General features: G+C 60.7%; 10 protein-coding genes and 1 tRNA gene. 6 read left to right on the top strand and 5 right to left on the bottom strand.

The genetic code is table 11. The annotated features are described in order from the left end of the window. Positions 1 to 62: 62 nt before the first annotated feature. The 3 genes from HGB41_RS14650 to HGB41_RS14640 all read right to left on the bottom strand — a co-directional run bounded on the left by HGB41_RS14650 (position 63) and on the right by HGB41_RS14640 (position 3,756). Complete coding sequence (locus tag HGB41_RS14650) at positions 63 to 266, bottom strand: hypothetical protein (protein ID WP_171085624.1); 204 nt, start codon at positions 264 to 266, stop codon at positions 63 to 65. A 153-nt stretch (positions 267 to 419) separates the two neighbouring features. Continuing rightward, on the bottom strand, positions 420 to 2,639 hold the full coding sequence (locus tag HGB41_RS14645; RefSeq protein ID WP_229423029.1) for a hypothetical protein: 2,220 nt from the start codon (positions 2,637 to 2,639) through the stop codon (positions 420 to 422). A gap of 226 nt (positions 2,640 to 2,865) precedes the next feature. After that, positions 2,866 to 3,756, bottom strand: a complete 891-nt coding sequence (locus HGB41_RS14640) for a c-type cytochrome (RefSeq protein ID WP_171085622.1) — start codon at positions 3,754 to 3,756, stop codon at positions 2,866 to 2,868. Positions 3,757 to 3,951: 195 nt separating this feature from the next. Between HGB41_RS14640 and HGB41_RS14635 the strand changes: the two genes are divergently transcribed. Together HGB41_RS14635 and HGB41_RS14630 are read left to right on the top strand one after the other, a co-directional pair. Then, a tRNA-Arg gene (locus tag HGB41_RS14635) sits at positions 3,952 to 4,027 on the top strand. A 129-nt stretch (positions 4,028 to 4,156) separates the two neighbouring features. Further along, positions 4,157 to 5,167, top strand: coding sequence for an acyltransferase family protein (locus HGB41_RS14630; protein WP_171085620.1), 1,011 nt, complete (start codon positions 4,157 to 4,159; stop codon positions 5,165 to 5,167). Between the two features lie 9 nt (positions 5,168 to 5,176). On the opposite strand, the gene HGB41_RS14625 is transcribed toward HGB41_RS14630, so the two are convergent. Together HGB41_RS14625 and HGB41_RS14620 are read right to left on the bottom strand one after the other, a co-directional pair. Then, positions 5,177 to 5,818, bottom strand: a complete 642-nt coding sequence (locus HGB41_RS14625; protein ID WP_171085618.1) for a hypothetical protein — start codon at positions 5,816 to 5,818, stop codon at positions 5,177 to 5,179. Between the two features lie 553 nt (positions 5,819 to 6,371). Further along, positions 6,372 to 7,340, bottom strand: coding sequence for a hypothetical protein (locus HGB41_RS14620; protein ID WP_171085616.1), 969 nt, complete (start codon positions 7,338 to 7,340; stop codon positions 6,372 to 6,374). Between the two features lie 427 nt (positions 7,341 to 7,767). Here HGB41_RS14620 and HGB41_RS14615 point away from each other — a divergent pair, with 427 nt between their 5' ends. The 4 genes from HGB41_RS14615 to prsK all read left to right on the top strand — a co-directional run bounded on the left by HGB41_RS14615 (position 7,768) and on the right by prsK (position 13,808). Beyond that, a complete protein-coding gene (locus HGB41_RS14615) occupies positions 7,768 to 9,057 on the top strand; it encodes a nucleotide sugar dehydrogenase (protein ID WP_171085613.1) in 1,290 nt (429 codons plus the stop codon). Between the two features lie 84 nt (positions 9,058 to 9,141). Further along, complete coding sequence (locus HGB41_RS14610) at positions 9,142 to 10,203, top strand: SDR family oxidoreductase (RefSeq protein WP_171085605.1); 1,062 nt, start codon at positions 9,142 to 9,144, stop codon at positions 10,201 to 10,203. Positions 10,204 to 10,220: 17 nt separating this feature from the next. After that, positions 10,221 to 11,624 carry a TIGR03013 family XrtA/PEP-CTERM system glycosyltransferase gene (locus tag HGB41_RS14605; RefSeq protein ID WP_171085603.1) on the top strand — a complete coding sequence of 468 codons (1,404 nt, stop codon included), beginning with the start codon at positions 10,221 to 10,223 and terminating at the stop codon, positions 11,622 to 11,624. Between the two features lie 78 nt (positions 11,625 to 11,702). Further along, positions 11,703 to 13,808, top strand: a complete 2,106-nt coding sequence (gene prsK, locus HGB41_RS14600) for an XrtA/PEP-CTERM system histidine kinase PrsK (protein WP_171085601.1) — start codon at positions 11,703 to 11,705, stop codon at positions 13,806 to 13,808. The last annotated feature ends 6 nt before the right edge of the window (positions 13,809 to 13,814 follow it).

Raw genomic sequence — 13,814 nt, 5'->3', positions numbered from 1 at the left:
AGCACAAGACTTCAGGTCCACGCCGATAGCAGCATAACCCGGCGCCGAGGCTGTGCCGCTCGTTAAGGCGTGGCGATTGGGCGTAGATCGAAGGCGCCACAGTTGACGAAACCCGGCGCCAGTGCACCGTAGTCGGCCTTCTCCGATGCGTCAACCTGGGTTGTCAAGGTGCCGGTGTTGCCAAATATGTTGTTCTGCAGGAGAACTTTCCTGGTCACGCCTGAGCCGACGAGCAACGGGGTGTCGCTGAAACGGCTGTCGTTCATGGTATTTAGCGCCATATTGCTAATTTTTAAAAACATAAAGCAGTTTTTCTATGTAACGACAGGCCAGACAATTGCAGAACGTAAAGGCCGAGAAAGCCCGATGGATCCACCGGGCTTGCGGAATCAGGCAGAGCGTGGCGCCTGCTTTTGAACTTAGCGAGGGACGATGTCGAACTGTGGACCGAATCGGTAATCCGGCTTGACGGTACGGGCCATAAACACCGACCAAGCTTTGGCGCCGTCCGCGCCGCCGACATCGGCCGCATAAGCCAGTGCAGGCTGCATGTTCGACGGGTAGCCGGCATAAGCAGCCGAGTAACCGGTCATCTCGCCTACTTTCAGTTTAAGTGCAGTGGCCATCGCTGCGCTGCCGCACTGCATGGTCGAGAACCCTGCTGGCATTTCTGCTGCATCGCTAGCCTTGAAGGCCTGGCCGATCGTCGTATAGTACGGGCTGGTTTGGCTGTCGCGGACCATCATCGAGTACATCGCGCCGCGGATATAGCAGGTGCCTTCGCCCATCATGCGCTGGATCGGGAACTGCGCTTTCCACTTCAGCATCGTTGTCGCTTTCGTGAAGCCGAGGTCATGCGCATGGCCGATCGCCGCAGTGAAGAAGTCATCCATCCAGGGAGCCATGCCGCGGTTGCTCGAATAGACCACTGCATACCCGTTGACGATGATGCCCAGCTTGTTGGCATTCGGATTGTTCGGGTAGTTCTGGTTATACCAGTCGAGATTGCTGTCCAGGATGCGGTTGAAGTGTTCCTTCAGGCGGTCATTGTCTGGCGTGATGTATGCCGCTTCCGCCAGCGTACGCAGTGCCCATGCCTGGCCACGCACCTGTTCCGGCTTGAGCAGGCCTTTGATGTTCTCGCGGTAGCCCGGGTTCGAATTGAACACGTTGTACATGCCCCAGAACTGCAGCTCTTCTAAGAAGAAATGGTCGCCCGTAAGCATGTATGGCATGTAAGCGAAGGCCGGCTGGTGCGATACGTCATGGGTGTACGGGGTCGTGCACGCTGTCGTGGTCGCGCATTTCGGAAACGACTCGTACTGCTTCGTCGCAGGATTCATCGTGTCGCCAGGCGTACCCACCAGCGTCATGTATGGGTAGTCGATCAGGCTGACGGGCTGGCCGGTCTTCTTGTCGCGGTAGTGCGCCGAATAGCTGCCGGCCTGTTCGGCCGTACCTAAGGTAACATCGCGTGCGCGGCGGTCCATGCTCAGCAGGTGCACCACAGCCCATTGCGGCAGCATGCCGATGTCGTCGCGGCCACCAGTTGTTGGCATATAAGGAATGGCTAGGCCGCTACCCATCGGTTCGATGGCGGCACCCGTCCATTTCGACTTCAGGTTGTTCAAGACGCTTTCCGGGATGCTCAGCGTGCGGTTGTAGTTCGGCAGCGCACGGCTGTCGATCAGGTAGCCCGAGTTGTGTTTGATATTGATTTCCGGTGCAGCGCCATTCCACCAGAACATCTTGCGCCAGCGGGCATGGTGGAAGTGCTGCAGCGCGGGCTTGGCGTAGACCGACTTGCCGCCCACCAGGATGTCGGCATCATAGGTGACGTTTTGCGGCGCCGCTTCATAGGCCCAGTTATTTTCGATCACGACATCGACGCGGGCTTTCTTGACCGCGTCATACCAGCGCACCGAGAAGCGGGCGGTTAAGTGAGGGTGGGCCACGCCGGCGCTGGTGGTCAGCGGGGCCGATACCTGCCATTCGCTGGCGGTCGAGCCGTTCAGCCATGCCGTCGCCAGGGCTTTCTTGATCAGCTCATCGGCCGAAGCGGAATAGCGCACGCCGGCAATGGTGGCGTTGACCGATGCGGTGAAGCCGGAATTCATCAGCGCCGCGGTGGTCGCCGTAGTGGACGCGGTAGCCGCGTCGCGGTTCAGCGTCATGGTGCGGACTTCGCCGGCGGCCAGCGAAGGCAGGACGGCGGAGATAATGGCGTGACGCACACTACCGTCGGGATGCTTGGCCTTAACATCGAGCTGCAGCGGGATCGTAACGCCGTTGTCGAGGCGGCCGGACAGCGAGGCGGCCGAGGCCAGGTGGCCGGGCGCGAATACCTGGCCGAAGGTCACGGGCACGTTTGATTGCGCTGCTGCGGCCGTGCTTTCGAAGCGCACGTCGGTGATACTCGAGGTGGCTGTGCTGGTCGTGCTGGTCGAAGTGGCGGCCGTGGCGCGGCTCTGCGGAATATAGGTGGACGATGAAGTAGCGGCCAGGGAACGGGTGCCGTCGATGCTGGCAGATAGAGTTGCTGGCGGTTCAGAAGTCGAACCGCCGCAAGCAGCCAGGGCTGCGCCGAGCAGCAGGGCGGTGGCAGTGCGGAACTTCAGGGAGTGCACAGAATTTTTCATTTGGAATCTCTTCAGGAATGCGGGGTATTGGTACCCCTGTCAGACCTAAAGGTTACTCCATGAAAAAATAGATTCCTAGAGGAATCTCAAATTCCTGTTCGAAATTTTTCCCATGCGCAACGTAAAATTATCGGATATTTAACCAATATTATTTGGCAGCAATCGTTTATAGCTATTTTTTCACTGGCGGTTTGACAACCTTAAGCAATTATGTAAAAGCGAGGTTTTACTTCGACGATGCGACCATATAGTCGACTGCCGCCTTCACATCGGCATCCGGAGCCGGCGATCCGCCTTTTGGCGGCATGACGCCGGCCTTGCCTTGGAAGCCCTTGATGGCGTGTTCATACAGTACGGCGCTGCCCTGGCCGATGCGAGCCGTCCAGGCGGCCTTGTCGCCGAGCTTCGGCGCACCGGCGATGCCGGCGCCGTGGCAGGCCACGCATGCACTGTTATAAAGGGTTTTGCCTACGTCGGCTGCCGAGGCGACGGCCGGGGCCGGGGAGACCGGTGCAACGGCGGCCGCAGCCGCAGGTGCGGCAACCGGGGTAGCAGCAGGTGCTGCAGCCGCTGCCGCTGCCGCTGCCGGGGCAGCCGTGGCTGCTGGCGCAGGCGCTGCTGGTTCCTTGAACGATGCGCCGCTTTTGTTGGCGAGGTAGACGACCGCGCGTTCGACTTCGAGGTTGTCGAGATCCGGGTTGCCGCCCTTGGCAGGCATGGCGCGGATACCTTCGATGGCGTGCTTGACGACGGTATCGTAACCCTGGGCCAGGCGCGCGCTCCAGGCGCCGCTGTCGCCCAGTTTCGGCGCACCGGCCGCGCCGCTGTCGTGGCAGGCCGCGCACACTGCCGCGTAGACGGAATTACCCGCTTGCAGCACTTTCGGCGCATTCGCGTCGACCAGCGTGAAGCCCTCTTCGGCGACCGGGCGCAGGCGGGCATTTACCGCCTCGGCGCCCTGGCTGTTGCTGCCGGCGCCGACCAGGCGGTCATTGGTAGCGAAAATCACGAGCAGGATGATGCCGATGACGATAACCAGGAAGAACCCTGCGACGGCAGCAATGAGCTGTTTCGGGGTACGGATCAGGGATTGGTGTTCATTATGTGCGTCGCTCATGATTTCCTTAATTCTATTAAAAAAACCTGCCACTACCGGGGCGTGCAATTACATGTTTTTTTTGCAAATGCCATCAAACGGCCGATTATAGACGTAAAGCTGCCGTAGTGTAACGAAATTCAAATACACCGAGAGCTTGCCCATGGACGCAGTGGGCGAAAGACTGTATCCTTCGCATCACTTCTTTCCCTTCACGCGGCTGTAGCTCAGTGGATAGAGTATTGGCCTCCGAAGCCAAGGGTCGTGGGTTCGATCCCCGCCAGCCGCACCATCTTCCCCCCGTTTGTTAGCATGTTTCCGTTCCTGTGTACGTCTAACCTCAGGGACAGATCCTGGCAGTTGAGCTGGCAGCATGTTGTATGTTACGGTGGAAAGTATTTACTCCATCTGCATACCAGCCATGTCACTGAACATCCTGATTGAGCCGTGTACCGTCCCGGCTGGCACCGAGGTGGCACGGCCCCCGGCAGAAACGTCCGCGGTCAGCGTCAATTATTCGCTCGCCAAGGTCGTTGCCATTTTAACGGTCACGGCAGGACACTGGTTCACGGGAACCATCCTCTGGATCCCAGTCACGTTCGGCCTGATGGTATTCGCTTTTTCTTCCGGCTATTTCACCTCCGCGCACTACGGCCCCCGCGTCGACCGCCAGCGCTTCTGGCGCAAGAAGCTCGAACGCCTGGGCCTGCGCTACTGGATACTGCTTGGTTTTATTGCTGCGCTGGTCGCGCTGAAAGGCGGCACGGTTGCCCATTGGCATTCGCTGGTACACCTGTTCGGATTGTCCGGCGTGCTGAACTGGGCAAACGTTTCCAGCGCCAGCGGAATGGGCGCCGGACTGTGGTTTTTCACCCTGCTGTTGCTGTTCTACCTCACCTATCCCTATCTTGCCCAGGCGGTTGCCTCGAAACGGGCGGCGGTGATGGTGGTGGCCGGCGGCTTCGTGTTGGCGGTGCTGCTCGAAGAGCAGGTAAAGGTTGGGCATGAACTGTGGCTGACCACGTTTGGTTTTGTCGCGGGCGTTGCGTGGGGTGCGCACCGGCCCCGCCTGCCTGCAGGGTGGATGCTGGCACTGACGATGCTGCTCTGGGGATTGCTGCTCGCGCTGAATGTGCTCGGCATCAAATATATGAATACCGTGCTGATTGCGTCTGGTGGACTGGCGGTGGCGATCTGGCTGACCGTCGCCGAACTGCCGCGTTTGCGCGTCCTGAAAGGGGTGGCCATCCTCGACAAGTACCTGCTCGAGATTTTCCTCGTGCACACTTACCTGTTCGTCCATCCGACCGGCGTCTCGGGCATGGACTTCGCCATCTCGCTGGTGCTCATTATGGCCGTGTCCGTCCTGCTATCCGTACTGGCCGATAAAGTGTCGGCCCGGATGTTCCGTGAGCGGGCCGGCGAAAGGTAGGCAACCGTGCTAGCCGGCGGCAGCCGCCTTCGTCGTTCCTTCTGCGCCGTACAGCAGTTCAGGGGCATGCTCGGCCGCGGACCAGTCTTGCGGCGCGCGCATCTTGCGGGCCGCGTGAAGGCACAACGGGTTCTGCATATAGAGCTGGCGCGCTTGGTCCGGATGCGTCTCGATCCAGGACAGCACCAGCTCGCGCACGGTCTTCGGCATCAGGTGGATGGGCAGGCTGCGCACGGCGAGATGTTCGCGTGCGGCGCGGTTCTCGAGATCGCCCTGTGCCTGGCGGAAGCGGCGCTTGAACTGCCCGGTGATGTTCTTGATGGTCAGGTCTGCCAGGCCGGGAACATCCCAGGTCGCTTCCGGATTGACGACGATCCGGCGCGGCTCCCAGCCGTGTGCGGCAGGGTCGAGGCCGAACATCAGCACCGCACCGATCAGCGAATCGGTACGGTAGAGTCCGAGCGGCAGGCGAAATCCGATGGCGCGCAGTTGCGCCATTGCGTGTGCGGCGATCGCGTGCATGTTGCCATGAAAGCCGCCGATACGCAGCATCTCGGCGCGCAGCGCCGGGGCCGAGCGCCCGCTGCTGGGAACGCCGGTGGCGCCGCAGGCTTCCGGCGCCTGCGCCAGGCTCGCGGCCAGTTGCGACAAGCCGTTCGCCCGCGGCTGGGCATAGCCGTCGAGGAAGAAGGCGGTTCGGCCGGCCGGCCAGATGCGGTGTACATACTCGTTCCAGGTATGTGCTTTGTCGCCTTGCGGAATCGACCAGACCCTGATTGCGGCATTCGGAGAGGAAACACGAACCCAAGATGCTATTTCCCCAGCCAGGACGGAATTTCCATTGACTAGTACATCGATGATCACATCTTGTCCGGCCGATGCACTGCGGGCCGCGCCGATGGTTTGCTTCAGTGTCTCCGGGATTTCGCGTGCGGCGATAATGGCCAGGGCCCAAGGGAGGTTGGTAGGCATGTACTCAATACGATGGATGCAATCTTGGCATTTTAATCGAACTCGCTACCTGCCATGACAGCTTACCGGGACGCGCACTTCTTGCTGAAGTTACTGCCGTGGCGAGGGCTACTCATCTTTCATGTGCTTGGCATTGCGTCTTGGATACTGTGCTAATTGCAGCTGGTGGTCGGGCTGTAGCGGTCCGTGTAAGCCGACGAAGCGTTTGCCTGGATCGGTGACGGATATGGAGCTAGCTGACGGCTGTCGTTTTCATCGTAATTTTTGCGGAGTATAGTAATTCTGGAGGATAATTTGCTCTCGACCAATTCCGTAATACGCGAACTTTCCAAGCGGCGTAGTAGCAGAGCGGACGCTTTAGGAACAGCGAGCGTGCCTGGACCGGTTGAGCTGTTAGCCATTGGGCGATCAGGTCGGCAACCGTGAGTGGGAGTTGATTGGAAGGAAGTTGCTGTACGGCTAGATGTTCACGCGCAGCGCGATTTTCCAACTCCCCCTGCGCCTGACGCAACATGCGCTTGAAATGCGCTTTTACATTCCCCCAAGTAATATCTTCGATCCCATCAACGTGCCAGGTGGCAGTTGGCTCAACAGCAATACGGCGTGGATCCCACGTGTTGTTTGCCGGATCCAGCCGGAACATCAAGACAGAGCCGATCAGCGGGTCGGTTCGATAAATTCCCAAAGGTAGTTTGAAGCCGACCCGGCGAATCCCACGCATGCCCTCTGCAGAAATAGCAAAAAGGTTACCGTGAATGCCGCCCTTGCGCTTCATCTGCTCGCGAATTGCTGTTGCAGAGCGACCACAAGTTGGCACACCTGTAGCGCCCAGTGCGTCAGGCGTCATCGCAAGGCGTCGTTCCATCGCCGAAAGCGCATCAGTCCGCACCTGTGCATACCCATCAATGAAGAACGTTATGCTTTCGGGCTCCCAGATCCGGTAGACATACTCATTCCAAGTGTGGGCTTTGTCGGGCTCTGAGATTGACCAAACGCGCAGTTTGGCTTCTCCACAATCGAGATTTCGTGCGATAGCTAAAAATTTTTCGGCAAGCTCGGCGTTTCCATTGATCAAGACATCGATGACTAATTGCCGCCCAATAGAAGCTGCAAGCGCAGCGCGTACACAACGTGCCAGAGTATCAGTAGTTTCGCGCGCCGCAAAAATCGCAATCGACCAAGAGATAAGAGTGGTAGTCATATGTGGAAACTTAATTTTTTATGACAAGCTATTCTAGTCTGGAATTCAGAGCAGAAACTTCTTCACAAGGAGGCATACCTTGTGAAGGGCGCACGATTGAAGTGTCAAGAAACTTGATTCTCAGAAAATGCTAAAATTGCATTGATTGCAGTAGCGAAACAACAGCAGCTACAAGGCATCATTTTGGTACTATGAGGAACGCGTACAAAGCATAAAGCGCTGGGCCAACTTGGCTGCGTGCAAACATGCCAGTAACAAAGAGTCAATGCGGGATACTAAGGTGGTTTAGTAGTATTTAGATACTATTTTCCGGTGTTTGTTGTTGCGCCCAGCCAAATCTGTGTGCCTTGTTGAGTACGGCTGAGCTTCCGTGATATATTGGAAGTTAGCATAATAGCAAAATCTAATTCTTGAACGGAATCCGATAATGAAAGTAGATGAAGTAGTCGCCGTAGTAGGGCTGGGATATGTCGGTTTGCCGCTGGCAGTTGAGTTCGGCAAGAAGGGACGCACCATCGGCTTTGATCTCTCGAGCGCGAAGATCGAGAACTACAAGCAATTCGTGGATCCCACCGGCGAAGTCTCGGGCGACGAACTGAAAGCAGCACGCCACCTCGAGGTCACGACCGACCCGGCGATGCTCGCACAGGCGGACTACATCGTGGTTGCCGTGCCGACCCCGGTCGACATCGCGCACAATCCGGATTTCACGCCGCTGATCGGCGCCAGCAAGTCGGTCGGCATGCACATGAAGCGTGGCGCCATCGTCATCTATGAATCGACCGTCTATCCTGGCGCGACGGAAGAGGTCTGCATCCCGCTGCTGGAAGAGAAATCGGGCCTGAAGTGGAAGCAGGACTTCCACGTCGGCTTCTCGCCGGAGCGCATCAACCCGGGCGACAAGGAACACACCCTGACCACGATCCTCAAGGTCGTCTCGGGTGACGACGACGAGTCGCTCGAGCGCATCGCCCAGCTGTACGAGTCGGTGATCACCGCCGGCGTGCACCGCGCGTCCAGCATCAAGGTGGCCGAGGCCGCGAAGGTCATCGAGAACACCCAGCGCGACCTGAACATCGCACTGATGAACGAGCTGGCCATCATCTTCGACAAGATCGGCATCGACACGCTCGAAGTGCTGAAGGCCGCGGGCACCAAGTGGAACTTCCTGCCCTTCCGCCCGGGCCTGGTCGGCGGCCACTGCATCGGCGTCGATCCCTACTACCTGACCCACAAGGCAGAGATGGTCGGCTACCACCCGCAGGTGATTCTGGCTGGCCGCCGCATCAACGATGGCATGGCCAAGTTCGTGGCCGAGAAGACCGTCAAGTCGATGATCTCGTCGGGCTTCCACGTCAAGGGCTCGAAGGTCAACGTGATCGGCCTGACCTTCAAGGAAAACTGCCCGGACCTGCGCAATTCGAAAGTGGCCGACATCGTCCACGAACTCGAATCGTATGGCGTCGAGGTGCACGTGTTCGATCCGCAGGCCGATGCCGCCGAAGCGCAGCACGAATATGGCATCAAGCTGGAAAGCTGGGACGACCTGCCGCAGGCCGACGCGCTCATCGCTGCCGTCCCGCACAAGGAAGTGCTGGCCATGTCGCTGGCCGATTTCCAGTCCAAGCTCAACCCGAACGGCTGCTTCATCGACGTGAAGTCGCAATTCGATGCGAAGGCCCTGCAGGAAGCCGGCTACTGCGTCTGGCGCCTGTAACCCGCTAGCCCCGCCCCGGCCGCTGTGCGCAAGCGCGGCGGCAACGCCGGCCACGGGCCGGCGTGACCGAGAAAGTATTCGAACGTGAACAAGTTTCAAGACGTCCAGCAACACCTGCTGCAGCACCGTTACCACTGGCTCGTGACCGGTGCGGCTGGCTTCATCGGTTCGAACCTGGTCGAGGCGCTGCTCCGGCTCGGCCAGCAGGTGACCGGCCTGGACAATTTCGCGACCGGACACCGCTACAACCTCGACCTGGTACGCGACGCCGTCGGCGCCGAGGCGTGGTCGCGCTTCTCCTTCATCGAAGGCGACATCCGCAGTGAAGCCGACTGCACCACGGCCTGCGGTGGCGTCGATTTCGTATTGCACCAGGCGGCACTGGGTTCGGTCTCGCGCTCGATCGACAACCCGGCCATGACCAACGAGGTCAATGTCACCGGCTTCCTCAACATGCTGGTCGCCGCACGCGACGCCAAGGTGAAGCGCTTCGTCTATGCCGCCTCGAGCTCGACCTATGGCGACCATCCCGACCTGCCGAAGATCGAGGAACGCATCGGTAACCCGCTGTCGCCCTATGCCGTGACCAAATACGTCAACGAACTGTATGCGAACGTGTTCGGCCGCACCTACGGGATGGAATCGATCGGCCTGCGTTACTTCAACGTATTCGGCCCGCGCCAGGATCCGAACGGCGCCTATGCTGCCGTGATCCCGCAATGGGTCGCGGCGCTGATCCGGAATGACGCGCTGCGTATCAACGGCGACGGCGAGACAAGCCGCGACTTCTGCTACATCGACAATGTGGTGCAGGCGAACATCCTGTCGGCGCTGTCTGCAAGCGAGGCCGCGAACCAGGTATTCAACATCGCGGTCGGCGACCAGACCACCCTGAACCAGCTGTATGAGACCATGCGCGGCCTGTTGCGCGGGCAGTTCCCGCACCTGGACGCGCACCAGCCGCAATACGTCGACTTCCGGCGCGGCGACGTGCGCCACTCGCAGGCGGACATTTCGAAGGCGGGAACCCTGTTGGGTTACCAGCCCACGCACCGGATCGGGGAAGGCCTGCAACAGGCGATGGCGTGGTACGTGCAGCACCTTGCGCCATCTGAGAGCACTAATGCACAAACAAACAAGCAATAAAAATCGGGGGCGCTACCGTGTTCAGGATCTCTAACCACTACGTGTCGAAGATCGTCTTTCTTCTGCTGTTCGTCGAAGTAATCGTGCTGCTGGGCGCGGCCTACATTGGCGCGGCGGTACGCATGCTGGAGTTCGGTGACGTTTCGACGGTGGCGCACCTCGATCACTTCTTCACCTCGGCCGTCGCATTCACCGTCGCGATCATCTTCAGCATGAGCGCGATGGGCATGTACCAGCTCGACTACGACGAAGGCCTGCGCCACCCGTTCTTCATGAAGCTGATGCCGTCGTTCATGATGGCCTTCGCCATCCTGGCGCTGGTGTTCTACATGGCGCCGGAGCTGTCGTTCGGGCGCGGCACCATGGCCGTCGTGTTCATCCTGGCCGCCGTCGGCATCTTCCTGGCCCGCATGGCCTTCTTCAAGTCGTCCGAGGCGCGCATCCTGCAGTCGCGCATCATGTTCCTCGGTGGCGGCCCGCTGGCCAAGGAATGCAGCGAGCTGGCGGCCAAGAATTCGAACTACCACAAGTACAACATCGCCGGCTTCATCCCGAGCCCGAGCGAAGAGCTGTGCGTCCCGGCCGAGAACCTGCTGAAGGTGCGCGACGGCGATTCGCTGGTCTCTCTGGCGCGCCAGTACAACGTGTCGGAAATCGTGGTCTCGGTGCAGAACCGCCGTGGCGGCTTCCCGATCAAGGAGCTGCTCGACTGCAAACTGCAGGGCATCCGTGTTACCGACGCCGCTACATTCTTCGAACGCGAGACCTGCCAAATCCGGGTCGACTCGCTGCAACCGTCGTGGCTGGTGTTCGGCGGCGGCTTCGACCAGAGTTTCGTCCGTACCTTCATGAAGCGCACCTTCGACCTGGTGTGCAGCCTGCTGATCCTGCTGATGGCCTTCCCGCTGATGCTGCTGGCGGCACTGGCCGTGAAGCTCGAGGATGGCGGCCCGGTGTTCTACTCGCAGGAACGGGTCGGCAAGGATGGCAAGACCTTCCGCGTCCACAAGTTCCGCAGCATGCGCGCCGATGCAGAAAAATGCGGCAAACCGCAATGGGCCGCGCAGAACGACCCGCGCGTCACCCGCTTCGGCAACTTCATGCGCAAGACCCGGATCGACGAGCTGCCGCAGATCCTCAACGTGTTCAAGGGCGAGATGTCCTTCGTCGGCCCGCGTCCGGAGCGTCCATATTTCGTCGAGCAGCTGATCGAGGTGGTCCCGTATTACAATGTGCGCCACAGCGTCAAGCCGGGCATCACCGGCTGGGCCCAGGTGCGCTACGGTTACGGCTCGTCGGCCGAAGACGCACTGCAGAAACTGCAGTACGACCTCTACTATGTGAAGAACAACAGCCTGTTCCTCGACGTGCTGATCCTGATTAACACCCTCAAGGTCGTCCTGTTCCGCAGCGGCCGCTAACGCGTCTACGCCCCCGGCAGGGTACACCTGCCGGGGACAACCCAACCGCCACCGCACCGCGCCGCCACCATCGACTTCATGGATGTTTCCCTGACCAGCATTGCGGCCTACAGCTACGCGCTGGTAGCCGTCTGCTTCCTCGTGCTGGGCGCGCCACTGGCCGTACGCCAGCGGCGCCGCCACGACGTCGCGCTCGGCCTGGCCTGCCTGTCCAGCGTGCTGTGGGGCGCGGCGCTGGCCTGGGAGGCTGCAGCCGGAAACATGTGGTCGCCGCTGACCGATTGCGCCGAACTGCTGCGCAATGCCGGCTGGTCGGTATTCCTGGTGGTGTTGCGCGGCCATTTCACCGATCCTGCCAGCCGCATGCCGCTGCGCCTGCAACCGGCGCTGGTGCTGGGCGCGCTCGTCTACCTCGGCTGCCTCGGCGCCGCGCTCACCGGCCACTGGGACCTGGCGCAGCTCGAGAGCTCGGGCGCGATCCCGATCGCGGTGCGGGTCGCCATGGCGGTGTCGGGCATGGTGCTGGTCGAGCACGTGTACCGCAACCGCACGCTGCACGAGCGCTGGGCAGTAAAATTTGCCTGCCTAGGCATCGGCGCCATGTTCGCCTATGACTTCTACCTCTACAGCCATACCATGCTGTTCCGCAGTGTGGATCCCGATATCTGGGCGGCGCGCGGGATCGTCAACGCCGTCACCGTCCCACTGATCGCCGTCTCGCTCGGGCGCAGCAAGCTCTGGTCATCGCCGCTGGCGGTGTCGCGCCGCGCGATGTTCCATTCGGCCACGCTGTTCGGCTCGGCCCTGTACCTGCTGGCGATGGGCTCGGCCGGTTACTACCTGCGCTACTTCGGCGGCAGCTGGGGCACCGTGATGCAGGTCACCTTCCTGTTCGCCGCGCTGATCCTGCTGGCCGGGGTGCTGTTCTCGGGCAGCTTCCGGGCCCGCCTAAAGGTCTTCATCAGCAAGCACTTCTATCGCTATAACTACGACTACCGCGAAGAATGGATGCGCTTCACGCGCACCCTGTCCAAGCCGGGACCGGACCTGGGCGAGCGCGTCATCGAGGCCGTCGCCGCACTGGTGGAAAGCCCGGGCGGCGCGCTGTGGCAGCGCCGCGAATCGGGCAGCTACGAGCCGGTGGCGCATTGGCAGGTACCGGTGGTGGCCGCGCTCGAACCGGCCGATTCCGCATTTTGCCAGTTCCTCGAGTCCAGCCAGTGGGTAGTCGACCTGCACGAGTACGCGCACACTCCCGACAAGTACGACGCCCTGGTGCTGCCGGAATGGCTGGGTGGCTACCTGCGCGCCTGGCTGGTGGTGCCGCTGATCCTGCACGGGCGCCTGTTCGGCTTCGTGCTGCTGCAGAATGCGCGCAGCCCGGTGAAACTGAACTGGGAAGTCATCGACGTGCTCGAGATCGCGGGCAGCCAGGCCGCCAGCCAACTGGCGCAGCAGGACACCGCCAACGCCCTGATGGTGGCGCGCCAGTTCGAGTCGTTCAACCGCATGTCCACCTTCGTCGTGCACGACCTGAAAAACCTGGTGCTGCAGCTGTCGCTGATGAATGCCAACGCGGCGAAGCACAAGGACAATCCCGAGTTCCAGGCCGACATGCTGGAAACCGTCGACTATTCGGTGCAGAAGATGAAGATCATGCTGCAAAAGCTCAGCCGCACCGAGAACCACGAGCAGCCCTTGCCGCTGGCAGTGGAGAAAGTCGTGGGCCAGGCGGTGGCGCTCAAGGCCGCGTTCGAGCCGCGTCCGCAGCTGCTGGTCGAGGATCCTTCGCTGCGCGTGCTGGCCGACCGCGAACGCCTCGAGCGTGTGGTGGGCCATTTGATCCAGAACGCGATCGAAGCGACCCCGCGCACCGGCAGCGTCCGGATCCGCCTGGCGCGCGAAGGCAAGCCGGGCGAGGCGGCGCAGGCGCTGATCGAGATCGTCGATACCGGCGAAGGCATGAGCGAAGAGTTCGTCCGCGAGCGCCTGTTCAAGCCGTTCGACTCGACCAAGTCGGCCGGCATGGGCATCGGCGTGTTCGAAAGCCGTGAATACATCTATGAACTGGGCGGCAGCCTGGAGGTGAGCAGCACGCCGGGCGCCGGCACCACTTTCCGGGTCATGCTGCCGCTCCACCAACAAGAAATGCAGGCGGAGCACAATGCACCGCGCGCCGCCTGATACGAG

The organism is Telluria aromaticivorans, from assembly GCF_013003915.1.
Classification (GTDB): Bacteria; Pseudomonadota; Gammaproteobacteria; order Burkholderiales; family Burkholderiaceae_D; genus Telluria; species Telluria aromaticivorans.
The sequence above is the reverse complement of the archived record's forward strand: the minus strand, read 5'-3'. Positions and strand labels throughout refer to the sequence as shown.

Bases quoted from the DNA above. Each gene is read 5' to 3' on its own strand.
- HGB41_RS14650 (WP_171085624.1), bottom strand. From the start codon at position 266: ATGAACGACAGCCGTTTCAGCGACACCCCGTTGCTCGTCGGCTCAGGC.
- HGB41_RS14620 (WP_171085616.1), bottom strand. From the start codon at position 7,340: ATGACTACCACTCTTATCTCTTGGTCGATTGCGATTTTTGCGGCGCGC.
- HGB41_RS14615 (WP_171085613.1), top strand. From the start codon at position 7,768: ATGAAAGTAGATGAAGTAGTCGCCGTAGTAGGGCTGGGATATGTCGGT.
- HGB41_RS14645 (WP_229423029.1), bottom strand. From the start codon at position 2,639: ATGAAAAATTCTGTGCACTCCCTGAAGTTCCGCACTGCCACCGCCCTG.
- prsK (WP_171085601.1), top strand. From the start codon at position 11,703: ATGGATGTTTCCCTGACCAGCATTGCGGCCTACAGCTACGCGCTGGTA.
- HGB41_RS14630 (WP_171085620.1), top strand. From the start codon at position 4,157: ATGTCACTGAACATCCTGATTGAGCCGTGTACCGTCCCGGCTGGCACC.
- HGB41_RS14640 (WP_171085622.1), bottom strand. From the start codon at position 3,756: ATGAGCGACGCACATAATGAACACCAATCCCTGATCCGTACCCCGAAA.